This is a genomic window from Monoglobus pectinilyticus (assembly GCF_002874775.1).
In the GTDB taxonomy this organism is placed as follows: Bacteria; Bacillota; Clostridia; order Monoglobales; family Monoglobaceae; genus Monoglobus; species Monoglobus pectinilyticus.
The window spans coordinates 2,484,067-2,509,919 of record NZ_CP020991.1 but is presented as its reverse complement, the minus strand read 5'-3'; the positions used below and the strand labels follow the sequence as shown (position 1 = coordinate 2,509,919).

Below are 25,853 nucleotides of genomic sequence, written 5' to 3'. Positions count from 1 at the left end.
CTAATCCTATCTCAAGTATGGGTTTCCGCGGCGCTCGTCTCCAACTGTAGTAGGTTCCCCATGTCCCGGATACAGACGAACGCTGTCATCAAACGGCATTATCTTTGTCTTAATCGACTGAACCTCCTGGCTCATATCCCCCGTAGGGAAATCGGTTCTGCCAACGCTGAATCTAAATATGGTATCGCCGCAGAAAACTTTTCCGTCTATAACCAAACAGATTCCGTCTATTGTATGACCAGGTGTATAAATAACTTTAAACTCATCTTTTCCAAACGGAATAATATCTCCGTCTTTTAACGCAATATCCGCCTTAAAAGTTTCTTCTTTTCTGCCAAGCTCACCGGATAGGTTAACGCGCGGCTCGCCAAGAACCTCAGCGCTTTTTTCATGGGCGTAAACCTTAGCCTCAGGCTCCGCTTCTAATAACCCGGACAGTCCTCCTATATGGTCATAGTGACCATGGGTCAGGAATATTTTTTTAAGCTTATAGCCATTTTCTTTTATTAAATTCAAAATAGACTCATGGTCGGCTGACGGATCTATAACCGCCGCCTCTTTGCTGTCTTCATCCAAGAAAATATAACAGTTTGTTGCAACAGGTCCTAAAATCAATCTTTTTATTATCATAGCACCATATCCTTTATATTTATTTACTGTCTGCTCCTGCTGACCGATATAACTCCGCTGAGAGCTTTAAGTTTCCTCTTTATAGTGTCAAGCTGACTCGTATTTGAAATTTCGGTCGTTATTTCTATTATAGCCAAATCGTTTCTGCCGGTTCTGGCGTTAACATTAGTTACAGGCGCTTTTGCATCGTTTATAACAGTCAGTATATCAACCAGCAGATTAACCCTGTCTGAAGCGGTTATCGTAATCATCGACTGGAACGAAGACGGCGGAGTATCGCCTGCCCAATGAACAGAAATCAATCTGTTCCGCTCCTGCTCAGACGCAGCGGCATGTATCATATTCAGACAGTCCGCTCTATGAACGGCAACGCCTCTGCCGCGAGTAACATAACCGACTATTTTATCTCCCGGAACCGGGTTGCAGCAGTGTGAAAACCTAACCATGCAGTTATCTATACCCTCAACCACAACGCCGCTTGTATTGGGTTTGGCCGTGGTCTTCACCTTCAGCGGAACATTGAGCTCTGCAGGAGTAAGCTCCATTTCCTGAAGCTGTTTATTTTTGCATTCGGTCAGAAACCTGGTTACAAATCGATTAGCATTTGTGCTTCCGTATCCCACAGCCGCATACAAATCCATTATACCGTTAAATCCGTATTTCTTTAGTAACGGGCTAATAAAGGATTCATCATTTATATATTTGACAGGAATACTGTTTTTAGACAGTTCCTTTTCTATAGTCTCTTTTCCCTTTTCTATATTTTCCTCACGGTTTACCTTTTTAAACCATTGGTTTATCTTGTTTCTAGCCTGAGACGTCTTGCAGATTTTAAGCCAGTCAATTTTCGGTCCATGCGGAACCGAACTGGTTATGACATCAATAAAATCACCATTTTTAAGCTCGTGCGAAAGCGGCACAATCTTTCCGTTGACTTTTGCACCGGTCATTCTATTGCCGACTGCGCTGTGTATCCTATAGGCAAAGTCAATTGGGGTTGAGCCTGCAGGAAGACTGACAACGTCGCCCTTTGGTGTGAAGACAAACACTTCGTCGCTGAACATATCAATTTTTAAGGTGTGCATAAAATCTTCAGGACTAGTGCTGTCCTTTTGAATTTCCAGCAGATTTTTAATCCATTCCAGCTTATCATCCATATCACTGGAACCGCTTTTCCCCTCTTTATACTTCCAGTGAGCGGCGATACCGTTTTCAGCTATTTGGTGCATTTCCCATGTTCTGATTTGAATTTCAAACGGGGTGCCGTTAGGTCCAATAAGCGTTGAATGAAGCGACTGATACATATTCGGCTTAGGCATAGCTATATAATCTTTAAACCTGCCGGGCATCGGCTTGAACAGTTCATGAACCATACCCAGCACCGCGTAACAGTCTGAAACTGTATCAACTATAACACGAACCGCAAATAAGTCATAAAGCTCGTCAATAGTTTTATTCTGCATAAACATCTTGCGGTATATACTATAAAAATGCTTTGCCCTGCCTACAACATGAGCCTTTATATGAAGTTCATCCAGCTTCTTTTGAAGTATTTCGATAATCTCACCGATATACTTTTCTCTTTCTTCACGCTTCTGAGCTATATTGTCAACTATCTCATAATATCCTATAGGGTCTATATACCTGAGCGACAAGTCCTCTAGCTCCATTTTTATCTTTGACATACCAAGCCTGTGAGCCAGAGGGGCATAAACCTCCAAAGTCTCTCTTGATATTGCCCTTTGACGCTCCTCAGGCATATATTTCATCGTTCTCATATTATGAAGCCTGTCGGCCAGCTTTATAACTATCACCCTAACGTCTTCCGCCATAGCGAAAAACATTTTTCTCAAGGTCTCAATCTGCTGTTCCTCTTTAGAAGAGTATGGTATTTTATCAAGCTTTGTAACACCGTCAACCAGCAGAGCCACAGTCTCCCCAAATTCTCGGACTATATCCTCTCTGGTGGAGTCGGTATCCTCCACAACGTCATGAAGCAGCGCGGCAACTATAGACTCCACATCAAACTCCATTTCAGCAATTATTGAAGCGACTTGAATCGGGTGGTTAACAAAAGGCTCGCCGGATTTTCTTGTCTGCCCGTCATGCTTTTCGACAGCAAAATTATACGCCTTTTCCACCATGGACAAATCGCCTGTTTTATTATATTTTCTTATTAACTCTATAAGAGTAGAAAGCTCGTTACCTTTCATAATTCATCACTCGCCATATAGCAGTTTGAACCGGTCTCATCAAAAAAGTATGCTAAACGCGATACATCTAAGATACAGCCGGTTCATTCCATATTTATTTATATAATTAGTATTTCTTTTATCTTGCGTCTTTAAACTCCGTTTTTCTCATATCTTTCAAAATAAGCTGAACATTTTGGAATCCTTTATAGTCGTTAATGTCAAGAGCAAAAGCAACGTCAATATAGTCGCCTTCTCTAAACATACTATAATAATCTCCCATTCCAAAACCAACGGTATCCAAATACTTTCCGTCCTTATAAAGGGTCATGCGCAGATGCTTGCCCTCGCTCATCACACTGATTCTGTGAATCTTTATATTGCGGACAGAAAACGACGGCGTTGGGTTGTTTACTCCAAAAGGCTGAAGCTTATTTATATCATGAACAGTATCTATCGTTATATAAGGAACCTTGATTTGAGCGTCCAGAGATATAGTAGGAACAAGAGTCATATCCTCAATTCTTCCCTTTGCATATTCGTTAATCTTTTTTCTAAAAGCCTCAATATTCTCAGCCTTAATAGTAAGTCCTGCCGCCAACTCATGACCGCCGAACTTTTCTAAAAGACCGCTGCAGTTTTCCAAAGCGCCAAACAGATTAAATCCCGCAATACTTCTGCCGCTGCCCTTTGCTGAATCTCCATCAACCGCAAACAAAATAGACGGTTTATAATATTTTTCGGTAATCTTAGATGAAACTATACCGACAATACCATGGTGCCAGTTCTCATGAGGAATAACCAAAATATCATCATCCTTAATTTCAGGATGCTGTTCAATATATTCCAGCGCCTCTTTAAACATCTTCTGCTCGGTCTGCTGTCTCAGCGTGTTTTCATGACAGAGAGAATCAGCCAGCTTAGCCGCCTCCTCTTCATCTTCTGTAAGGAACAATTCCACACTTGTGGAAGCACAGCCCAAACGTCCGCTCGCATTGATTCTAGGAGCTATAGTATATCCGATAGTTGAGGTTGTGATTGCCTTGCCATTTGTAGACACGTCAATCAGCGCTTTTAAGCCTATATTTTTAGTGGTCTTAAATCTCTTTAATCCTTCGGTTACAATCACACGGTTCTCGTCTATAAGCGGTGAAATATCAGCAACCGTGCCGAGACACATTAAGTCCGCATATTCATCCATCAGATTTTCGATTGGTTCAGAACTGTCAAGCGCCTGTATAAGCTTAAACACAACGCCAACGCCGGCAAGACTTTTAAACGGATACTCACAGTCTTTCCTCTTAGGGTCGATAGCCGCATATACGTCAGGAATACTTTCCTTACACTCATGATGGTCGGTTATTATAAAGTCAATACCAATAGACTTAGCATAATCGGCTTCCTCAATGGCGGTTATACCGGTATCCACGGTTATAATAACAGCGGTGCCGTCAGCCTTTATCTTGTCAAGAGCGTCCCTGTTTACGCCGTATCCTTCAACCATTCTGTCCGGAACATAAAATCCCACTTCCAAACCCATGTTTTTAAGATACTTATAAAGAATCGCTATAGATGTGATTCCATCAACATCATAATCACCATAAATAGTGATTTTCTCATTATTCTTTTTAGCTAAAAGAATTCTTTCAACAGCCTTATCCATATCCTTCATCAGGAATGGGTCGTGCATACCGCTCAGGTCACGGGCAAGAAAATCTTTTATCTGCCCATCTTCACGGATACCACGGTTATAAAGGATAATCGCGGTTAAAGGTGAAATATTGAAATTCTTAGAAATTTCAACCACCCTTGCCTTATCAAATTCTTTAAGTATCCATTTCTTCTTTAACATACAAATTTATCTCCTAAATAAAATTAGTTTACTAATTTAAACAGTCATTTCAATATTTTATCATTACTTTCGAAAAAATACAACAATTTTTTTACAAAAAACAAAAATTTTAGGAATTTGGTCAATATAATACTTTTATATCACTGTTTTACAGATAATCGGCTATTTGAGTTCCACTATCGTAACGCCGATATCGCCCTCGCCGAACCTGCCTAAGCGGTATTTTCTGACATGCGGATGATGCCGCAGATATTCATGAATCCCTGCCCTCAGCGCGCCTGTGCCCTTTCCGTGAATAAGGCTGACTTCACTGAGGCCGCTCAATACAGACTCATCCAAAAACTTATCAACTTCAAGCTCCGCTTCGCCTATTGTCATACCTCTTAAATCAACTTCGGTCTTTCCGCTCATTGCAGTATTGATTCCTGTCGACCTCTTTGGAGCCACATAGCTTTCAGGCTTTGAACCCTTTTCATCTTCAAGCACCACTAGATTTGAAATCTTAGCAGTGATTTTCATTATGCCAACTTGAATTACTGCTGTCTGATTATCTTTATTTATCGAAAGAACAGTTCCCTTGTCATTTAGGTCTATAATCAGAACATTGGAGCCAAGTTTCAAAGTGTTTAAATTAACGTTCGACTTTACGCCGCCGCTCCTGCGATTTTTGGGGCGTACATTAGATTTTTCCTTGAGTTTCAGCTCTTTGCGAACCTCTTCCATTGCCCTGACAGCTTCCTTATTCCGCTTTTCCTTTTGAAGCTGTTTTATCTCTTCAAGCATTCTCTCCGTATCTTCCTGAGCCTGCTTTATTATTTTTTCTGCTTTCGCTCTCGCGTTATCATATATTTTATCCTTTTTCTTATCTATCTTTTCGCGCTCTCTTTGCAGTTCATCTTTGAGCTGCTCTATTTCACGGCGCATCCGCTCCTGCTCTTCTCTAGCTTTTTGAGCGGAAACCCTGTTTTCTTCAATACTGCCGAGAACATCTTCAAACTTTATATTCTCATCTGACAATTTCTCTTTTGAACGCTCAATTATACTATCCGGCAAACCCAATTTTTTAGATATGGCAAACGCGTTGCTCTTGCCGGGCACGCCAATCAACAATTTGTAAGTAGGGCTAAGGGTTTCAACGTCAAACTCGCAGGAGGCGTTTTCTATACCGTCGGTCGAAAGCGCGTATAGCTTCAGTTCACTGTAATGAGTGGTAGCCACAATCTTTGCGCCAATAAGCCTGATACTTTCAATAATAGCCGTGGCAAGAGCGGCTCCCTCAACCGGGTCGGTTCCCGCTCCCAGCTCGTCAAAAAGCACAAGCGAATTCGGGCCTGCATTCTCTACTATATGAACTATATTCTTCATATGTGATGAAAATGTTGAAAGGCTCTGCTCTATGCTCTGCTCGTCGCCGATATCAGCGAAAATATCATCAAACACAGGCATCTCGCTCTCATCGTTGGCCGGTATGTGAAGCCCCGCCTGAGTCATAATACAAAACAAGCCTATAGTTTTAAGCACAACAGTCTTACCTCCGGTATTGGGTCCCGTAACCACCAAAACGTCAAAATCATCGCCCAGCCGAACATCTATCGGAACTATTTTCGACTTGTCTATAAGCGGATGTCTTCCCTTGACAATTTTTATTTTGCCGTCAGTATTCAATTTCGGACAGACGGCTTTCATATCAAGAGCCAACTTCGCCTTGGCAAAAATAAAGTCTATTAAAATCAAAGTCTCATAGTTATACTTGACCTGCTCTGATATTTCAGCAACCTTGTTTGACAGCTCATATAATACCTTTTCTATCTCCGCCTTCTCTTTTATCTCCAGTTCGTGCAGTTCATTATTGGCGTTTACAACGCTCGACGGCTCTATAAAAACCGTGCTGCCCGAGGCGGACATATCATGAACTATACCGGGCACCTCACTGCGGTGCTCGGCTTTAACCGGAACAACATACCGGTTATTACGCATAGTTACTATATTATCCATCAAAAACTTTTGATAGTGACCGGAACGAACCATGCTGTCAAGGCTGTCCTTTATTTTGGCACCTGCATTTTTCATCTTTCTTCTGACATTAGCCAGAGCGGGACTGGCCGCGTCCGCAATTTCATCCTCAGAAACAATCGCTCTGTTTATCTCGTCCTCTATAGGTTTAGCGGAGACAAGCTCAGAAAAATATTCCTCAAGCACCCCTGTCTGTTCCTTAGTATATCTCTTTAAATTTCTGATACATTTTAAAAGCCTGGCCACATTAAGAAGTTCGGCCGCCGAAAGTGCGCCGCCCACATCAAGACGCTTTATCGCTCCGTCAACCGGCTCTACTCTTAATATTTCGGGCGAGCCAAATTTAAGCGACATAGTAACCGCAGCATCTGTCTCTGCAAGCGCCCTTTCCACCTCGCGGAAATCTGACGACGGCTTCAATTCTTCTGCCATTGTTTTTGCGTCGTCATTTTTAGCACACTCTGAAAGCGACTTTAAAATTTTTGTATATTCAAGAGTTGATAATGATTTCTCTTCCATCTCATATCTCCCAGATTTAAATTCAATTTTGAAAAGTTCCGTTACAGCTTATTATCCCGGAACCAACAACTTAATATTATACACAAATAACAGCGGATAGTCAACACGCACCCCGAATAGTATAAAATTAATATATTAAAAGTAATAAAAATTGTTGAAAATTAATAAAAATAGTATTATAATAGATTTACAGTGTGTCGAAAAAGATAAAAAACAAAAGGCGTTTAACTTTTAAATTAATTTTATAATTTAAATAAATCTATTTATTATAACACAAAAGCAAAGTTAACTTCTATATATAATAGGAGCTACAATGCGTAAAAAAGTGGTTTTGAGAAAAAAACTGCATAAACATAATAAGCTCCTCAGATGAGTTAACTGTTATCTAAACTGAGCCGAAGGATGAAAAACGGCTCGAAAACGCTGCTTACTCTCCTTAGACCACTCCGCAGATGAGAAGATTAAAACATTAACTTTTGTCTATCTGCAATATATACACAGATATTTGTGTTGTAAATATAATTAATTAAAGAAAACCAGGTCATATAAAACTAGTAATAATTAAATTAAAAAATAATAAGCAGTCTTGTCTATAAATTGAAATTGTATCATAAATATAATAAAAGGAGTGAATTTTATGGCAAAATACAAATGTCCCATATGCGGATTTATTTTTGATGAAGAGGCTGAGGGAAAAACAATTGATGAAATCGAGTTTTGTCCGGTCTGTAAACATCCGGCCTCAGATTTTGAACTCATTGAAGAATCATCAGATGAGCCAACTGAAGCAAACGAACCTGACGAACTTGAATCGTTTAAAACTAAACAGGAAAACAAAATTGACCTTTCATACCCCAGAGAATATGAGCGGCACGATAAAACAATCAGATATATGGATGAGATTCACCAAATGGCGGTGACCGGAAAATCCATTATATCAGCTATGGGTACAAGCCGTCCAATGCCGAATTGGGATGATATACTTATACTCGGAGCACAGCTCAATCCTCCGCCGCTTGACGAACACGCCCATGTCTATACCACAACAGTAATAGGTAAAAACGCTAAGCGCCCAATGGTCATAGAAAACCCGGTCTACATATCGCATATGTCTTTCGGAGCAATGTCAAAAGAGACTAAAGTTGCGCTGGCAAAAGGGAGCGCGCTGGCAAAAACGGCAATGTGCAGCGGCGAGGGCGGAATTCTGCCTGAGGAAATGCAATCCGCTTATAAATACATATTTGAATACGTTCCTAACCTTTACAGCGTTACGGATGAAAACCTTAAAAATGCTGACGCAATAGAAATAAAAATCGGACAGGGAACAAAACCCGGAATGGGCGGACATCTTCCGGGAGAAAAAGTAACCCCTGAAATTGCCGAAATCAGAAACAAACCGCTGGGTCAGGATGTTATAAGCCCTTCCAAATTTTCAAATATCAATACAAGGGAAGACTTAAAAGATTTAGTTTCAGAACTTCGCGAACGCAGTGACGGCCGTCCGATAGGGATAAAAATTGCGGCAGGGAAAATAGAAAAAGATTTGGAATACTGCGTTTTTGCCGAGCCCGACTTTATAACGATTGACGGCAGGGGCGGAGCAACCGGAGCCAGTCCTGCAATAGTCAGGGATTCGACCAGTGTTCCGACCGTATTTGCTCTATATAGGGCAAGAAAATATCTTGATTCTGTCAAATCAGATATTTCATTGGTAATAACAGGCGGGCTGAGAGTATCGTCCGATTTTGCGAAAGCGATAGCAATGGGCGCCGATGCGGTTGCTGTAGCGAGCGCAGGTTTGATTGCCGCCGCCTGCCAGCAGTATCGGATATGCGGAAGCGGTATGTGTCCTATGGGAATGGCAACCCAGGACGAGGAATTGAGAAGCCGGTTTAAAGAGGAACCGGCAGTATTAAGGGTTGCTAATTTTCTCAACTGTTCTTTAGAAGAGTTAAGAACGTTTGCGCGCATAACAGGTCACGAAAATCTTCACGATATGAGTGTGTCAGACCTCTGCACCACCAGCAGGGAGATTTCAGAATATACAAATATTCTGCACTGCTGATATGTATTATTATATTTAAATTTTATTAAAATTGAAAAGGGCACAGTTTTTCAAGCTACGAAAACTGTGCCCTTAAATTATTTTATTTATATGGAATCAGAATCTAAAGTAAATATCTGTGCCGCCCGGGTTCGGCGGGCGGAACCGGGTCTGGCTCAACAAACTAGCTATTAGAATTATAGTTACCGGATTGTCTAATATACAAGGTATTTATATTTTAAATTATTCTTCTTCCAGTATCAGTTGATGCTTTCATTGGTATGCAGCCTATCCCGGTTGCGCTCGCCGGACCCGAGCGCGTAAACTATTTTTTTGACTTACTGTTTGTAAGTTGAATAACCAATATATATAATTATATTATTTTGTTTATAAAAAAACTATCCTATATACTTTGTATATGACCCCATGTAAAAAATTTATTATTACATAATAGGGTGTTTGAACCATTTCTTTTTCTCGTAAGAAAAAGAAACGCTTCACCAAAGAAAAAGTACTGCTCGCTTAGGTCGCCTGCGGCTCCAAGGGGCGCTCGCCCCCGCTAATTTCATCTTGAATCTGCGCTTCAAGATGAAAAAGCCTTGTTTTTTCCCGTTGACTTTGTGTACTGCCGTGAATAAAGATATTTCAAGTTCCTATTTATTTAATTCATAAAAAAAGTCGGTTTTTCAGTGAACTTCGGTAGGGCGGTATAACCGCCCTACGCCCTCATAAAATAAAAACCGTCATATGCTTGCCATTCTCGGTAGCTGTATGACGGTTTTTATATTTTATTTCTCATTTCTTTTATTAATTCTAAAACTAAATTTTTTTGTTTTTGTGTTAAGAATTTCCATTCATCATGTAGTTCCATAAGCTCTGGAGAACACTCAATCATATCATCTTCTGCAAAAAATTCTGAAAGAGAAATATTTAACCCCTTACAAATCATTTCAAGTGTTGGAATTGTTGGAATACTTCCACGCTTAAAAATATTTGTCAATGTTTCCTCTGGTATTCCGCTGTTTTTAGCAAGCCTATACCGTGATAAATTTTGTTTTTTAAGCAGTTCATTAAGTCTATCCTGTACATTCAAAAAATATCACCTCTTTCGATTTAATATTTTATAACCACGTGGAGTTTTTGTATACTCGTTAAGTTAAACCGCATACACAGTCTTCAAAAACTGTATATGCGGTTTAACTTATTTATTTTTCATTTCCTTTACAAATTGCTTAGTTAGCTCTTTCTGCTTTGGTGTTAAAAATCTCCAATCACTGTATAGTTCTTTTAGTTCTGGCGTAAGTTCAATCATATCATTTTCAGCAAAAAATTGAGACAAGGTAATATTTAAACCTTTACAAATTGCTTCAAGAGTAACTATCGTTGGAATACTTCCACGATTAAATATACCCGTTAGTGTCTCTTCGGGTACATCACATTTTTTAGAAAGTCGATAACGAGTTATACCTGCTTCTTTTAATACTTTATTTAATCTTTCAAGAATATCCAATAAATCACCTTCTTATCGTTCTATTTTACATTTATTTTCAAATTTTTAATAGATATGTACTTGAAACGTAAATACAGTTGTGCTAAACTGTATTGTAAACAAATTATGCGTAAATATGCTTTCCAAAAGAAAAAGTAAAAATGAAACGGAGAAATGGACATGAAAAAAATCCTATCTCTATTCTTAATATTTATAATAGTATTTAATATTTCCGCTTGTGGTACGATAACGCAAACTGATGTAATTACTAATCCTGCTACAGATACCACGTACGCAACAGCTATGCCGGAAATAAATGAATCAGCAATAATTCCGGAAAACTCTACCTTTGCAGTTCATTTTATAGACGTAGGACAAGGTGACGCCGCATTAGTATTATGCGACGGAAAATCAATGCTGATTGACGGCGGTAGACCCAAAGCAAGTGATGTAATATATACCTATCTCAAAAATCAAGGAATTAACTGTTTGGACTATATTATCTGCACCCACCCTGACGAGGACCACATAGGCGGACTTTCTGCTCCGCTTTCCACAATCACAGTCAATAACGTGTATGCACCCAATATTGAAGCTGATACAAAATCATATCAAAGTTTCAAGCAAAAAACAGAGGAGCAGGGCTTAATAATAAAACACCCTGTCTGCGGCGAGAGCTTTCAGTTTGGCAGCGGCACCGTTAATTTTTTCGGCCCGGTCACAGAATCGGAAAATGATAAAAATAACAGCTCTATTGTTATGAAAATTATATACGGTGAAACTTCGTTTTTGTTTACCGGAGACGCGGAGCGCGAGGAAGAACAGCAGATTTTAGATAAAGGCTATGATTTATCCGCGACGGTGCTTAAAGTAGGACATCACGGCAGTCGTAACTCTACTACCTACCCGTTTCTGCGTGAGATAATGCCGGAATATGCGGTTATTTCTGTCGGTAAAGACAATACCTACGGACACCCTACGGAGGACGTGTTGAGCCGGCTTGGGGACGCCGGAGCAAAAGTTTACAGGACGGATATTCAAGGAGATATAATTGCTGTAAGCAACGGTCATACCGTAACTATAACACCAGCCAAAAATGCGGACGCTGATACACTATCAGCGCAAAGAGACGTTACAACGCCAAAGACGGAAGCTAAAGGAGATACAGTGGAGGCAGGTTATATCGGCAACAGTAAAACTAAAAAATTTCATCTGCCGTCATGTAAAACTCTCCCGGCAGAACATAACAGAATGTATTTTGATACCCGTGACAATGCAATACAAGCAGGGTATACCCTTTGCGGCAACTGTCACCCATAATTTTAAATTTGGAGGTTTATATATGCTTTATTGGATTAGTTTTATTATTTTATTTGTTAGCTCATTAGCTGTCTTATTGTGCCTTTTACATATGTTGAAAAATAAAAGAAAACATGATTATATGGAAAAAGAGACTTTTGTAGTGTTTATAATTATTTTTTGCGTTATACTGTTTTTCTTGATTTATATGAGTACAGATATACCCAGCGCATTAAGCGGCGGTCAGGATTTATATGTAAATGAATTGCCGACACGCATTGTCTTTGGTCCACATGTTTCATATGTCGATACAGACAATAAAGAACTGAAACATCTAAACGGCTGTGACTGGAATGCTTACGAAAAATACGGGAATTATCATATTCGGTACACTAAACATACTAAGTTTGTACTTGATATAGAAAAACTCGATTAAAAATAAAAAGGACAATAATTTATGAAAGTATCAATTTAAATGCGAAAAGAAGATAATATAAAATATAAATACTTGATTTATTAGATATTTCGGTAACTATAATTCTAAGAGATAGTTTGCTGAGCTAGACCCGGTTCCGCTCGCCGGACCCGAGCGCGTAAACTATTTTTATGTAATAATAAAATTTTTGTATATGTGGTCATATACATAGTTAATTTTAATAAGTAAATTGTATATTGAACACTGCGTGTTCAGATGGTAGCTCACCTAACGAGGCGGCTATGCCGCCCTACCGAAGTTCACTGAAACCTCTGTTTTTTTGTGTGTTAAATTAAACTGAACTCCAGCTTTTTTGATAAGTAAATAAATAAAGAACTCGGAGTATCTTTATTCACGGCAGCACACAAAGTCAACGGGAAAGTAACAAGGCTTTTTCTTTTGTGCGTGGAGCGCAAAAGAAATTAGCGGGGGCGAGCGCCCCTTGGAACCGCAGGCGACCTAAGCGAGCAAGCACTTTTTCTTTTATTTGAGTATTCATATTATTGACATTGTAGGTTATTCAAAACAAGTAACCTTGTATTACACACACCTTGCAGGTGTGGTCACAGGTGAAGCGTTTCTTTTTCTTGCCAGAAAAAGAAATGGTTCAAACACCTTATTATGTAATAATAAATTTTTTTATATGGGGTCATATACATAGTATATAGATAGTTTTTTTATATATTGAACACTGCGTGTTCAGATGGCAGTTCACCTAACGAGGCGGCTATGCCGCCCTACCGAAGTTCACTGAAAAAACCGCTTTTTTAGTGTAATAATAAATGATTCAAACACCTCATTATGTAATAATAATATATATTATATGGGGTCATATACAAAGTACATAAATGGTCTTATTAAATAATATAACAGTTTTTAAAAAAGTTAACGTATAGGCTTGGTCACAATCTTAGTCTTCGTTCGAAATTACAGATTTTATTCTTATATACTTAAAAACTTCAAAAATCAAGCAGTAATATCCTTTAAATTATTACATGTAACTCACATTAAAAGGTGCTAAATATTACTAACAAACTTTTTCTCTTATTCCTCTTCCTTATTATATAAAAAAACTATTGACTTTATAATTGTTATATTCTATAATAGTTAAACGCTTAACTATTAAGCGGTTTAAACAAGCTTATTATACTAAAGTATGTGGCTGAAAGCCAAATCAAGCTAAAGTCAGGAGGTGAAATTTATGATTGATTACCGTGAAGTTAATGGGCGTATCGACAAATTTCAGATTTTAAAAAGAAGCACCCTTTTTAGTCTGTTTGAGGACAACAAACTGCATATCCGTCAGCTCCCGGTGCTTGAATACATAATCAAAAACGACGGATGCAGCCAAAACGAACTCGCTGAATTTTTGTGCGTTTCTCCTGCCAGCATCGCTGTTTCTACCAAACGTATGCAAAAAGCCGGATATTTAGAAAAAAAGGAAGATGAAAATAACCTCAGGAAAAAGAACCTTTATGTGACTGAATTAGGAAAAGAAACAGTTGCAAAATGCAGAAAAATATTTGACTCATTTGATGAAAAAGTGTATTCGGGAATTTCAGATGATGACCTGAATACTTTTTGTAATGTTATTGACAGAATGACAATAAATATAACTGGTGAGAGTCAAAACAATATTGACCCTGAGGAACTCCTTCGACTTAAACCAAGACACCACCACTGCGAAAAGTTCAACGACTGTATAGATTTTTATGACAAGGAGGACAATGATAAATGATAAAGACCCTGGTAAAACAGATGTCCAAAAAGGATAGAAAATTTTCTATAATAACTCCATTTCTGATTATTGGAGAAGTAACTATGGAAACCACAATTCCTATGCTTATGGCAACTTTGGTTGATGTCGGAATTCAAAATTCCGATATAGGCTATGTTGTTAAAATGGGATTATTAATGGTGCTTATGGCAATGCTTTCACTCGCGTTCGGAGCCGGAGCCGCCAGAACCGCTTCTGTCGCTTCAGCAGGATTTGCGGCGAATATAAGAAAAGCATTATTTTATAAAATTCAGGACTTTTCTTTCGGAAACATAGATAAGTTCAGCACCTCATCATTGGTTACAAGAATGACTACTGATGTTACAAACATACAAAACTCTACTATGATGATACTTCGAATGTGCGTCAGAGCCCCTGTTATGTTTGTAATGGCGCTTATAATGTCTATCTCCATAAACGCAAGACTAGCGTCTATCTTTTTAGTCGCTATCCCTATAATCGGAATAATGGTTGTTATTGTCTCTAAATTCGCTATGCCGAAGTTCAGAATAATGCTCAAAAAGATGGACCAATTAAACCGAGTTGTTCAGGAAAACTTATCCGGAATACGTGTTGTAAAGGCTTTTGTCCGCGGAGAATATGAAGACGGAAAGTTTGAAACAACAACGCGTGAAGTAAGAGACACCCAAAAAGCCGCTGAAAAACTTATCGTTGTGAATATGCCGATAATGCAGCTTGTTGTTTACTGCTGTATAGTAGCTATACTGTGGTTCGGCGGAAACATGATAATGGTCGGCGATATGCAGACCGGTCAGCTTATTAGTTTTATTTCATACGTAACCCAAATACTTATGTCGCTTATGATGATTTCTATGGCTTTTATTATGCTTGTAAACTCAAAAGCCAGCGGCGATAGAATTGTTGAAATAATAGACGAAAAAATTGATATTACTGACGAAAAGGCTAATGATAAAATTCTGCTAGAAGACGGATCAATTAAATTTGAAGACGTTGCGTTCAGTTACCACAATGATATTATGAACTGCGCCGTTCGTCACATAAACTTGGATATAAAATCCGGTGAGACGGTTGGTATTATAGGCGGAACCGGTTCTTCCAAAACATCACTGGTACAGCTTATCCCACGTCTTTATGACGTAATCCAAGGCAGGGTAATAGTCGGAGGGCACGACGTCCGCGAATATAAACTGGACCATCTGCGTGAAGAGGTTGCTATGGTTCTGCAAAAAAATGTTCTGTTCAGCGGAACCATTATTGAAAACTTACGCTGGGGCGACGAACATGCGTCTGATGAAGTAATAAAGCAAGCCTGTATAGATGCTTGTGCAGATGACTTCATAATGTCTCTCCCTGACGGCTATGAAACCAATTTGGGTCAAGGCGGCGTTAATGTTTCGGGCGGACAAAAACAGAGACTTTGTATAGCGAGAGCTCTGCTTAAAAAACCGAAAATTATTATTTTGGATGACAGCACCAGTGCGGTAGATACCGCTACAGACGCTCAGATACGTGAAACTTTCAGAACCAAGCTCAAGGATACCACTACTATAATTATAGCCCAGCGTATCAGTTCTATTGAAGACGCCGATAAAATAGTGGTAATGGATAACGGCCGCATAAACGCCGTTGGAACTCACAGCGAGCTTCTTGAAAACAATGAAATCTACCGTGAAGTATATGAATCTCAGAAGAAAGGAGCTGAATAATATGCCGCCGATGGGAAAAGGAAAACAAGGCGTAATAAGAAAGCCTAAAAACACTAAAAAGACAGCCAAACGTCTGTTTAGCTATTTTAAAGAATACAAGTTCATGCTATTTATAGTTGTGCTGGCGGTTATAGTTTCCAGCGGAGCCAACGTTTTGGGCACATATCTTCTGAAACCGGTAATCAACGACTATATAGTTCCGTTTATTGGAAGTCAGAACCCAGACTTATCAGGTTTCATACAAGTGATAGTATTCATGCTGGTTATTTATGTTATCGGAGCGCTTTCCTCATGGGTTTATAACAGGATTATGGTAAGCGTGTCGTGCGGTGTGCTGTATAAGGTAAGAAACCAAATGTTTGAACATATGCAAAGGCTTCCTATCAAATATTTTGACACACACTCGCACGGAGATGTAATGAGCCGCTATACAAACGATACCGACTCTCTCAGGATGATGATGTCTCAAAGCGTGCCCCAGCTGATATCGTCTCTTTTAACAGTCATATCCGTCTTTATTATGATGATTATTCTAAGTCCTATGCTTACTCTGCTGGTTGTTGGTATGCTGGTTATTATGCTGATAGTTATAAAATTTATCGGCAAGCGTTCAGCCCACTTCTTTAAAAGACAGCAAATATCGCTCGGAGCAGTAAACGGATATGTTGAAGAAATGATTGAAGGGCAAAAAGTTGTAAAGGTATTCTGTTATGAGGACAAATCAAAACAAAAATTTGCAGGCTTAAACGGTTCACTTGAACACGCCGCCTCCAACGCTAACACCTTTGCCAACATACTAATGCCTATAATGGGAAACCTCTCATATATTCACTACGCGCTCACAGCTATGATAGGCGCATATTTGACTATAATAAGCGGAAACAGCGACGCCGGATTTTTGGCGCTCAGTATTGGTTCACTAGCAGCCTTTCTGCAATATACCCGCTCATTCTCACAGCCTATCACACAAGTATCCCAGCAAATCAACTCCATACTTAACGCTATGGCTGGAGCGGAAAGAATTTTTGAACTTCTTGATGAAAACGTTGAGGTTGACAACGGAAAAACAACAGTTGTCAGAGCCGAAATTGACGACAATGGAAATATAACCGAAGTTAACCACAGAACCGGCAGATGGGCTTGGAAACAGGTTCACTCAAACGGTCAGATTTCATACACAGAAGTTTGCGGAGCAGTCGAATTTGAAAACGTAACATTCAGCTACGACGGCAAAAAGACCGTTCTAAACGATATTTCTCTTTATGCTAAACCGGGACAAAAAATTGCGTTCGTAGGCTCTACCGGAGCAGGAAAGACTACTATCACAAATCTTATTAACCGATTTTATGACGTTCCTGACGGAAAAATTAGATTTGATAAGATTAATATAAACAAAATTAATAAAGATGACCTGCGCCGGGCGCTTGGAATTGTTCTTCAGGATACACATCTGTTTACAGGCACCGTAATGGACAATATAAGATACGGTAACCTCGAAGCGAGCGATGAAGATGTTATAAAAGCCGCAAAAATAGCAAATGCACACTGGTTTATTACGCATCTTCCTGATGGATACAACACCATGCTGACCGCCGACGGTGATAATCTCAGCCAGGGACAGAGACAGCTTCTTGCGATTGCCAGAGCAGCCGTTGCAGACCCTCCGGTACTGATACTCGACGAGGCAACCAGCTCCATAGATACCAGAACAGAATCTCATATTGAGAAAGGTATGGACGCCCTGATGAAAGGCAGAACGGTATTCGTAATAGCCCACAGGCTTTCAACAGTAAGAAATGCAGACGCGATAATGGTGCTTGAAAACGGTGAGATAATCGAAAGAGGAAATCATCAGGATTTAATTGAGAAAAAGGGCAGATATTATCAGCTGTATACAGGAGCCTTTGAATTGGAATAAACACAAGTTTTGAGAATATAACAGACGGGTGGATTATGCGAATCCACCCGTGATGTTTTTTATAACGTCTTTATACAATATAGTACTCTTTTACAATACCTAATCTAACTGTTTTAAAAGTTTATAAAACTAAACCGGAAAGCTTACATCAAAACAGGTAGAAAAATTAAGGGTGTTTTTAAAGAACAACAGTAAGATGTGCTGGCACTCCTCGTTATATGAGCTGTCATATAACGTTATCTAATTAATATTTCATACCTGCTAAAATTATCTAAAAAAACAATATTAATTTTCTACTGACTTTCTAATACTTCCAATACACTATAAAACACGTTTATATTTTTGCTGTAATAACAAGTACAATGTTATAACTTCACAATAAAGCTGTTAAAACCTAAAACAGCTTAGTTGGCTCTGGTATATTTGGTTATATTATCCCTAAAATCTCTCGGTGACATGCCATAGATATCATGAAATACCCTGTTGAATGTACTTACACTTTGAAATCCTGAGTTCTCCGCCACCGTAATGATTTTATCATCTGTCATACGCAGAAGATTTGCTGCATATTCTGCCCGGACAATTCCTAAATATTTTCTGAAATTCATCTTTATCTTCTTTGAAAACACTCTCGACACATAGGTCTCAGCCACACATAATTCGTTTGCTATGGATTCCAAGCTTATAGGCTCAGTAAAATGCTCCTCAATATACTTCATAATTTTAAAGCTTATATCTTCAATCGGTGCATGTATTTCCTGCGATAGATTTACCGATTCTAAAATTCTGCTCAGAATTATTACCGTCCAGGCAATCTGAAGATTTTTTGACAGGCTGCTAGAAATACTCTCAAACGCATATTTAGCGTCCGGAGATAATTCTTCCTTTGCTATAATCGGATTTAATGGAAAGCTGTCGGTCATATCAGGGAAAAATCTGCCGTAAAACTTTTTGGAACATATTATCAGCATCTCATCAACACCGGAAACTGAAATATTTTCCTTATAATACTCATGTACAATATTTGGGAATATTACGGCTGTCTCCCCCTGCTTAAGCAAATAAGATTTTCCGTCAATCCTCAAATGCTGAGAACCTTTTCTCATGTGCAATATTTCTATATCCATGTGTATATGAGGGCTGTATGCCACTTCATATAGGTTATTTTTCACAGAAAATTCACTTTTTCTAACTTCATAGAATTGATTCATGACTTTTCACCTCTATATTATAGAGTATATCACATTTGTAATAAAGTTTCAACTACTCAGTTCAATTTTTGGGCAGTTTCAGTCTATAAATAAATAGATTATTACTGTCTGTCTGATATAATTAAGCTGATAGTTAAATAAATTAAGGAGATGAACAGTTATGAAAGGATTGTTTAAACGGCTTATGGGGGTATTTGTTATAGTTTCTCTTGTATGCAGCACTTTTGCTGTGCCGATAGAAGTAAACGCGGCTTCCGATACACAACAAGTCGATGGAACAACGGGAACTCCGCTCGGAGGATTCGGAACCGGCGGAGTAAAATTTAACGCAAGGCTCGGTTCTTTTGCCGCACTGACAAAGGCGCCGGCTGACGCAAACGATTACACCGCATTAAAAGACGCTAAATTTCAGCTTTACACAAACAGAAACGGCTCAATAAAAACGGTTGATACAATGAAATCAGCTTCAAGCAACGGCCGTTCAGAAGATGACGCAATATGGCCTATGCACTTCGCAAATATGGGTTCAACAAATGATGTTCAAGTTAATTTAAAGGCGTTTTCACCTTTGGACAATGTAGACTATGACAATATGAGTATGCCGTATGCGTTCTATGAAATGACGCTCGAGAACCTTGGTGATACAAGCGTTGACGCTTCATGCGCATTCCAGCTCACTACAAACGACATACCAGCCCTTGTTGACGGAAAAGGTTTTAACGGCAAAAAATGGGCTATATATGGAAACTCTGAACAAAACGGAGCAATAGTATCAGTTGGAAACAATTCTGATTTTAACACCACCGGCGTGCTTGACAATTCTATCAGCGGAAAGACCAATAAGGTTGCTGTTAAAGTAAATCTTGACGCTAAACAGAGCACCGTAATCAGATTTGTTCTCGCATGGTATGACGATTCAGAACCTGACTGGCATTATTATCTGAATCTTTACAATAATCCGGGAGATATAGCAGCAAGGGGTTTAGAGAAGTTTGACACTTTAAAAAACAATGCTGAAACTCTTGTGACCAAAATGAGAGACTCCAATCTACCTGATTGGTTTAGAAATCAAATTCAAAACACTCTTGTAAACATATCAAACAACTCGATGTATAAAAAAGATGGCAGAGTTGCATATTCCGAAGGACAATGGACCTGTTTCGGAACAATGGATCAAATGTGGCAGGCAAGGCAGGTTATTGCTCAGTTTATACCATTCTTTGCATGGCGTGAACTGGAATATTGGGCAAGAACCCAAAGAAACGACGGACAGATTCATCATGATTTCAACACAGCGGTAGAAAACAAAGCTGACCGCGCCGAGCTTGTTGACTGGGATTATACTGAGCATCCCGACTATAGAAACGTTGATAAATGGGTAGACCTTAACTGCGGTCTTATTATTTCAGTTTATGAAACAATGCAGGTTGCAGGCAATCCATCAACAGACGGCATAATCTTAGGAAAAGACCCAATTCCGGAAGGAACCACTATGCTGGATTACTTCTGGCCCTATCTGAAAAAAGCCGGAGACAGAATTTTAAAACAGGTTGAACTCTACGGAAATAAAACATATCCGTATACATTTGACAATTCTGAAAACTCGTATGACGCAGGCGGAAATCCAAACCCGTATAATGCAAGTGTTTCAGCGGTGGCTTATAAAATAATGGCACGTTTGGCTGATGAGATGGGTGAAACTGAAGAAGCTGCGAAATATACTACAGCATATAATACCGTTACTGATTCTTTTGCAAAACGTTATCTTTCAAACAACTTCCCGGAAGACAAACGTGTCAGCGAATCATTCTTAACAGGACAATGGCTCTCACTTCACCTAAAATTAGGTCAAATCTGGACAGATGAACAAACAGACTATGCACTTTCAGAACTCGACAGTTTCTATCATCCATACTATTGGGGTATGGGAACTTTAAAAGGTACCTACAACGAATGGACGCCGTACACTCTTATGCACTATGGCGGACTGCTTCTGCAAACAAGAAGAGAAAACATTTTTGAAGCAATGCAGCGTGATTCATACAACAGACAGTATACAGACAGAAACAAGGTATTCAATCATCCGCTTGATATTCTGCCGGCAGTAAACACACCGAACTATGCTGCAACAACTATATCCGGCGATAAACAATATATCAGCATGCCGGGACTATGGAGAAATTATAATGACGTAGTCGGATATTACAGAGACCAGCGCACAAAGGATATTTGGGTTCAGCCCAGACTTCTTCCGGAAATGAACAACGTAATGACAGACGGAATGTTTGTAATGCCTGAAGGATACGGAACAGTCAGCTGTGTTGAAAGCGGCGAAGCAAATCAAAATCAGAATATGACTGTGAAATCGGATAATCCAATTGCTGTCAAAAACATTCACCTTTCTGACAACTTCGGCGAAACCAATCCAGTCGTTCAGATAAACGGTCAGCCTGTTAACTTCACCAGAACCGGAACCGGATATGATAAGGAACTTGTCGTTGAATGGAACGGAACTCTCGACAGCACAGGCATTACTATCGAGACAAGCGGCGAAGCAGGATATACTGTTCCGGCACTTCCCGAAAAACCTGACCATGGTCCGGATGACAAACCATCTGGCGAAGTAAAAAATCCGTATGAATCTATTTCAGCTACCAGTGCTGAAGGAAAAGTTAAGGTTGATGTGGAAACCCCAATGGGACAGGATTGGTTTGTTAGAAATCAATTCAACTATGACTCACATATCATTTTTGAAAATGTTGATTTCGGAGATGTGGGTTCAAATATGATTTCAGCAAGAGTTGCAAGTGTCGATTCAGGATTCACTCTCCAGGTTAAGCTGGACGCGGTCAGCAACGACATAATAGGAACAATAGAGGTACCTAACACAGGTAACGAACAGACCTGGAAAGAAGCCTCATGTACATTGAATGAAACAGTTAAAGGAAAACATGATGTTATTATAGTTTTTGATGCTGCCGGAGCAAGCGGCGAGGACGCAAAGTTTGTAAACCTTAACAGTATAAAATTCCTGCAAGCGGACGGCAGACTTGACAGAAGTGCATGGAAAGGCTCGGCTTCAAACAATTCTTCCAGCACATTTGCAGCATGGGACGGAGACTTAGAAACAAAATGGCACTGCAGCTGGCAGGAAGTCGGCAAATACATGACTATTAATTTTGGTAAAACTGAAAAGTTTAACAAGATAGTTATTGACAATAACACCAAGACTACTGATCATCCTAAAGGATACGCACTATATGTATCAAATGACGGCAAAAACTTTGGAGACCCTATTGTTACCGGAAATCCGGAACAGGACACAAAACTCGTAATCGAGTTCCCCGAACAGCAGGCTCAGTATATTAAGATAGTAATAACTGAAGCTAACTCTTCAAAATATTGGGCTGTAAACGAGCTTAACGTGTTTATGGAAAAAGAGCCTGAACCGGAAGAGACAGACCCAGCACAAGTAGGAGTATTTTCAGGAACCTCCTCTAACCACCCAACCGGAACAAAATATTTCAATATAACAAAAAATGATTTAGGTTCAAAGCCTGCAAGAGTTAATTCTAACACTGAAAGAGCAAAATTTGTTGATGGAATCGACGCTAAAGTAAAAGCAATATTTGCAGATAAAACTGATGAAACGTTGCTGAGAGAAAAATTCACTCAAACTTTCGTCAACTATATTGGTAAAAGCGGAGATTATGATGTCAAACCAACTATTGCAGACATTTCACTCCCGGCCGGCAAGTATTCAATCTATTACTTCGGAGGTGAAGATTTGCCTGTAATCGTTGACCTGCCTGACGCGGCACCGGGTATGGTTACAGTTGACGCCTCAAAGCCTTCATACGCTTTTGCAACTATTGGAACCAAGACCCATAACATGAAAGAAATTTCTCTAACAGTCAATCAGGACTACACCGGAGATATTACATTCTATAACGAGAACGGATGGCTCCCGGACCTTTATTCTTTGGTAATTATGAATGACAACGCTCCTCAGCCTCAGCCTGTAACAGAAATAACAGGATATTCAAAAGATACCGGAGTTGTTTCTATCAGCAGAGGAGAAGATTTCCCGGAGAATGCTGTCGTAGTTGCGGCGGGATATACAAATGATGTATTAACTGATGTAAAATACGCAGCTGTAGGATCAAGCAACGAAATTGAAGTTGGAACAGTTGCCGGAGACACAGTTAAAGTTTATCTTTGGGATTCTCTTGAAAATATGAATCCGCTTTGTGAAGCATATTAAAAGCAAATTTATGGAGCAGCATTTTTGCTGCTCCATAATTATTATATAAACTAAAATAAAAATAATATTTTATAATTACAAACCCATTTTCTTAAATACCTTCCGCTATTACAGCGCGGCTGTCCACATTATTTTTGCGCTTGGATACTATCATGTTATACTCATCGGAAGCAAAACAAGCTTCCAAATTACTCTTATCTTCAAAACGCACTACTATAACGCGCTGTGGATTTCTCTCACCGGAAAGAGTTTGAAGATTTTCAGTCCGAACTAAATATTTTCCGCCATAGCTTTCAACAATCGGTTTTACAGCATTAATATATTCATCATACTCCCCACGTCCTTTTTCTTCGTTAATATATGTATCTACAATAAAATACCATGCCATAACATAACCTCCAAATAATAATTTTTGTTAGAATAGCAATAAGTCTGTGAATTTCAATTCATCTATAAATATCAAACACGGGTATAACCTAAAAATAAATACTAAATTTTAACTCGAAATACTTTCTGCATAAATCAAAAACTTTTTTCTTTCACTTATAATTATCATTCCCCTAAAAAACGGAAAGATTATACCCAAACTAAAAGTGTAAATAAAACAAGCATACCAAAATTGGTATGCTTTTAAATCTATTTCATATGCTGTCTTGAAACCTTTAACCTTGACAGCGCGCGGTTAAGCGCCGCCTGAGTTTGATAATATTCCCGAATACTCTGTTTCTGTCTCATTCTCTCTTCAGCGCGTTCTTTTGCTTCCTTGGCACGTTTTATGTCAATTTCTTCGGGTCTTTCTACGGTATCCGCGAGCAAGGTTACATACGTCGGCATGATTTCTACTATCCCTTTGCTTACAGCGGCATAATACCACTTTCCGTCAACCTTATATTTAAGCTCGCCTTCGCTGGTGCAGGTTACGGTTGCCTCATGATGTGGCAGGACTCCTTGGAGGCCGTCAAGAGCAGGAAATATCAGCATCTCGCATGGACCGCTGTAAAACGAACGGTCGCTGGCAAGAATATCAAGTTTAAAAGTTTTTTCATCAGACATGTGAATCCTCCTCACAAGTTAAAAAAAGTTATAATCTTAATTAACCTTTAAAATTCTTTACATCATCAATTGTCCCTGCCATCATAAAGGCGTTTTCAGGATAGTCGTCCATCTCGCCGTTTATAATCGCCTTAAAGCCTTTGATTGTCTCGCTCAAAGGCACATATTTGCCTTTAAATCCTGAGAACACTTCCGCTACCGAAAACGGCTGTGACAAGAACTTTTGTATCTTCCTTGCCCTAAATACCGTGACTTTATCATTTTCATCCAGTTCTTCCATACCCAGTATAGCTATAATATCCTGAAGTTCTTTATATTTTTGAAGAATCTCCTGGGTCTTTCTCGCAACCATATAATGCTCTTCGCCAACTATAGAAGGTTCCAAAATTCTGGATGTGGACTCAAGAGGGTCGACAGCCGGATAAATACCCTGCTCAACAATTTTTCTTGAAAGCACTGTTGTTGCGTCCAAATGCGCAAATGTATTAGCCGGAGCCGGATCTGTCAAGTCATCAGCAGGAACATAAACAGCCTGGACTGAAGTTATTGAACCGTCCTTTGTTGATGTTATCCTTTCCTGAAGTTCGCCCAGTTCATTGGCAAGCGTAGGCTGATAACCAACGGCGCTCGGCATACGTCCCAGCAATGCTGAAACCTCCGAACCTGCCTGAACAAATCTGAAAATATTATCAATAAACAACAAAACATTCTGCTTTTTAACATCCCTGAAATATTCGGCTATAGTAAGACCGGTTTGGGCAACTCTCATACGCGAACCGGGCGGTTCGTTCATCTGTCCGAATACCAAAGCGGTTTTATCGATTACTCCCGATTCCTTCATCTCATGCCAAAGGTCGTTTCCTTCACGTGAACGCTCTCCAACCCCGGTAAATATTGAGTATCCGCCCTGCTCTGTCGCTATATTATGTATCAATTCCTGAATAAGAACTGTTTTTCCAACTCCTGCTCCTCCGAACAGTCCAATCTTTCCGCCTTTTGCATATGGAGCAAGCAAGTCAATAACTTTAATTCCAGTCTCCAATATCTCAACAACCGGGCTTTGGTTTTCAAAACTCGGAGCCGCGCGGTGAACACTCCACTGCTCTTCCCCCTGAACCGGCTCTCCGCCGTCTATGGTCTCACCTAAAACGTTAAACATACGTCCCAGCGTCTGTTCTCCAACAGGAACTGTAATAGGTTTGCCCTCAGACACAACCTCCATACCTTTTTTAAGGCCTTCACTGGCGGCAAGCATAATGCATCTAACCACATTATTGCCCCTGTCCTGAGCCACTTCCATAACACAGGTTTTATCATTATTCTGAACTGTCAGTGCATCCCTGATATTTGGGAGCTGATCGGTGCTCTCAAAAGCCACGTCAACTACCGGTCCGGCTACCGAAACAATTTTTCCTATATTCATAACTGC

At 39.5% G+C, this 25,853-nt stretch carries 17 protein-coding genes; 7 read left to right on the top strand and 10 right to left on the bottom strand.

Annotated features, from left to right (window positions below; translation table 11 throughout):
- Nucleotides 1-6: 6 nt before the first annotated feature.
- The 4 genes from B9O19_RS10530 to B9O19_RS10515 form a co-directional block, all read right to left on the bottom strand.
- A complete protein-coding gene (locus tag B9O19_RS10530; protein WP_102366373.1) occupies nt 7-630 on the bottom strand; it encodes an MBL fold metallo-hydrolase in 624 nt (207 codons plus the stop codon).
- Between the two features lie 23 nt (nt 631-653).
- The gene (locus B9O19_RS10525) at nt 654-2,843 is read right to left on the bottom strand and encodes a RelA/SpoT family protein (protein ID WP_102366372.1); all 2,190 of its coding nucleotides are present in this window, start codon (nt 2,841-2,843) and stop codon (nt 654-656) included.
- A gap of 118 nt (nt 2,844-2,961) precedes the next feature.
- Nucleotides 2,962-4,674: a single-stranded-DNA-specific exonuclease RecJ gene (gene recJ / locus B9O19_RS10520; protein ID WP_102366371.1), complete on the bottom strand. Its 1,713-nt coding sequence runs from the start codon at nt 4,672-4,674 to the stop codon at nt 2,962-2,964.
- Between the two features lie 162 nt (nt 4,675-4,836).
- Nucleotides 4,837-7,206: an endonuclease MutS2 gene (locus B9O19_RS10515; RefSeq protein WP_102366370.1), complete on the bottom strand. Its 2,370-nt coding sequence runs from the start codon at nt 7,204-7,206 to the stop codon at nt 4,837-4,839.
- 637 nt (nt 7,207-7,843) lie between these two features.
- On the opposite strand from B9O19_RS10515, the gene B9O19_RS10510 reads away from it, so the two are divergent.
- Nucleotides 7,844-9,271 (top strand): glutamate synthase-related protein, encoded by a 1,428-nt coding sequence (locus tag B9O19_RS10510; protein ID WP_102366369.1) that lies wholly within the window; start codon nt 7,844-7,846, stop codon nt 9,269-9,271.
- A gap of 760 nt (nt 9,272-10,031) precedes the next feature.
- On the opposite strand, the gene B9O19_RS10505 is transcribed toward B9O19_RS10510, so the two are convergent.
- A complete protein-coding gene (locus B9O19_RS10505; protein WP_102366368.1) occupies nt 10,032-10,343 on the bottom strand; it encodes a helix-turn-helix domain-containing protein in 312 nt (103 codons plus the stop codon).
- Nucleotides 10,344-10,451: 108 nt separating this feature from the next.
- Nucleotides 10,452-10,760 (bottom strand): helix-turn-helix domain-containing protein, encoded by a 309-nt coding sequence (locus tag B9O19_RS10500; protein WP_102366367.1) that lies wholly within the window; start codon nt 10,758-10,760, stop codon nt 10,452-10,454.
- A gap of 159 nt (nt 10,761-10,919) precedes the next feature.
- Here B9O19_RS10500 and B9O19_RS10495 point away from each other — a divergent pair, with 159 nt between their 5' ends.
- The 5 genes from B9O19_RS10495 to B9O19_RS10475 all read left to right on the top strand — a co-directional run bounded on the left by B9O19_RS10495 (nt 10,920) and on the right by B9O19_RS10475 (nt 17,896).
- On the top strand, nt 10,920-12,059 hold the full coding sequence (locus B9O19_RS10495; RefSeq protein WP_158648987.1) for an MBL fold metallo-hydrolase: 1,140 nt from the start codon (nt 10,920-10,922) through the stop codon (nt 12,057-12,059).
- Nucleotides 12,060-12,150: 91 nt separating this feature from the next.
- Nucleotides 12,151-12,474, top strand: coding sequence for a hypothetical protein (locus B9O19_RS10490; protein WP_158648986.1), 324 nt, complete (start codon nt 12,151-12,153; stop codon nt 12,472-12,474).
- Nucleotides 12,475-13,714: 1,240 nt separating this feature from the next.
- The gene (locus tag B9O19_RS10485) at nt 13,715-14,251 is read left to right on the top strand and encodes a MarR family winged helix-turn-helix transcriptional regulator (RefSeq protein WP_102366364.1); all 537 of its coding nucleotides are present in this window, start codon (nt 13,715-13,717) and stop codon (nt 14,249-14,251) included.
- A complete protein-coding gene (locus tag B9O19_RS10480; protein WP_102366363.1) occupies nt 14,248-15,978 on the top strand; it encodes an ABC transporter ATP-binding protein in 1,731 nt (576 codons plus the stop codon). Before B9O19_RS10485 ends, B9O19_RS10480 begins: the two co-directional genes overlap by 4 nt.
- A 1-nt stretch (nt 15,979) precedes the next feature.
- A complete protein-coding gene (locus tag B9O19_RS10475) occupies nt 15,980-17,896 on the top strand; it encodes an ABC transporter ATP-binding protein (RefSeq protein ID WP_102366362.1) in 1,917 nt (638 codons plus the stop codon).
- A gap of 404 nt (nt 17,897-18,300) precedes the next feature.
- Here the strand turns inward: B9O19_RS10475 and B9O19_RS10470 are convergent, their stop codons facing one another.
- Complete coding sequence (locus tag B9O19_RS10470; RefSeq protein WP_102366361.1) at nt 18,301-19,107, bottom strand: AraC family transcriptional regulator; 807 nt, start codon at nt 19,105-19,107, stop codon at nt 18,301-18,303.
- Nucleotides 19,108-19,267: 160 nt separating this feature from the next.
- Between B9O19_RS10470 and B9O19_RS10465 the strand changes: the two genes are divergently transcribed.
- The gene (locus B9O19_RS10465; RefSeq protein WP_102366360.1) at nt 19,268-23,371 is read left to right on the top strand and encodes a discoidin domain-containing protein; all 4,104 of its coding nucleotides are present in this window, start codon (nt 19,268-19,270) and stop codon (nt 23,369-23,371) included.
- A 91-nt stretch (nt 23,372-23,462) separates the two neighbouring features.
- Here B9O19_RS10465 and B9O19_RS10460 read toward each other — a convergent pair whose 3' ends face one another.
- The 3 genes from B9O19_RS10460 to atpD form a co-directional block, all read right to left on the bottom strand.
- Nucleotides 23,463-23,759, bottom strand: coding sequence for a DUF1330 domain-containing protein (locus B9O19_RS10460; RefSeq protein ID WP_102366359.1), 297 nt, complete (start codon nt 23,757-23,759; stop codon nt 23,463-23,465).
- 248 nt (nt 23,760-24,007) lie between these two features.
- Nucleotides 24,008-24,424, bottom strand: a complete 417-nt coding sequence (gene atpC, locus B9O19_RS10455) for an ATP synthase F1 subunit epsilon (RefSeq protein ID WP_102366358.1) — start codon at nt 24,422-24,424, stop codon at nt 24,008-24,010.
- 40 nt (nt 24,425-24,464) lie between these two features.
- A complete protein-coding gene (gene atpD, locus B9O19_RS10450; RefSeq protein WP_102366357.1) occupies nt 24,465-25,847 on the bottom strand; it encodes a F0F1 ATP synthase subunit beta in 1,383 nt (460 codons plus the stop codon).
- Between the last annotated feature and the right edge of the window lie 6 nt (nt 25,848-25,853).

What these genes read in the sequence shown, in the direction of transcription:
- B9O19_RS10460 (WP_102366359.1), bottom strand. Translation starts at nt 23,759, where the DNA reads ATGGCATGGTATTTTATTGTAGATACATATATTAACGAAGAAAAAGGA.
- recJ (WP_102366371.1), bottom strand. Translation starts at nt 4,674, where the DNA reads ATGTTAAAGAAGAAATGGATACTTAAAGAATTTGATAAGGCAAGGGTG.
- B9O19_RS10490 (WP_158648986.1), top strand. Translation starts at nt 12,151, where the DNA reads ATGTTGAAAAATAAAAGAAAACATGATTATATGGAAAAAGAGACTTTT.
- atpC (WP_102366358.1), bottom strand. Translation starts at nt 24,424, where the DNA reads ATGTCTGATGAAAAAACTTTTAAACTTGATATTCTTGCCAGCGACCGT.
- atpD (WP_102366357.1), bottom strand. Translation starts at nt 25,847, where the DNA reads ATGAATATAGGAAAAATTGTTTCGGTAGCCGGACCGGTAGTTGACGTG.
- B9O19_RS10480 (WP_102366363.1), top strand. Translation starts at nt 14,248, where the DNA reads ATGATAAAGACCCTGGTAAAACAGATGTCCAAAAAGGATAGAAAATTT.
- B9O19_RS10510 (WP_102366369.1), top strand. Translation starts at nt 7,844, where the DNA reads ATGGCAAAATACAAATGTCCCATATGCGGATTTATTTTTGATGAAGAG.
- B9O19_RS10485 (WP_102366364.1), top strand. Translation starts at nt 13,715, where the DNA reads ATGATTGATTACCGTGAAGTTAATGGGCGTATCGACAAATTTCAGATT.
- B9O19_RS10515 (WP_102366370.1), bottom strand. Translation starts at nt 7,206, where the DNA reads ATGGAAGAGAAATCATTATCAACTCTTGAATATACAAAAATTTTAAAG.
- B9O19_RS10465 (WP_102366360.1), top strand. Translation starts at nt 19,268, where the DNA reads ATGAAAGGATTGTTTAAACGGCTTATGGGGGTATTTGTTATAGTTTCT.
- B9O19_RS10475 (WP_102366362.1), top strand. Translation starts at nt 15,980, where the DNA reads ATGCCGCCGATGGGAAAAGGAAAACAAGGCGTAATAAGAAAGCCTAAA.
- B9O19_RS10470 (WP_102366361.1), bottom strand. Translation starts at nt 19,107, where the DNA reads ATGAATCAATTCTATGAAGTTAGAAAAAGTGAATTTTCTGTGAAAAAT.
- B9O19_RS10525 (WP_102366372.1), bottom strand. Translation starts at nt 2,843, where the DNA reads ATGAAAGGTAACGAGCTTTCTACTCTTATAGAGTTAATAAGAAAATAT.
- B9O19_RS10495 (WP_158648987.1), top strand. Translation starts at nt 10,920, where the DNA reads ATGAAAAAAATCCTATCTCTATTCTTAATATTTATAATAGTATTTAAT.
- B9O19_RS10530 (WP_102366373.1), bottom strand. Translation starts at nt 630, where the DNA reads ATGATAATAAAAAGATTGATTTTAGGACCTGTTGCAACAAACTGTTAT.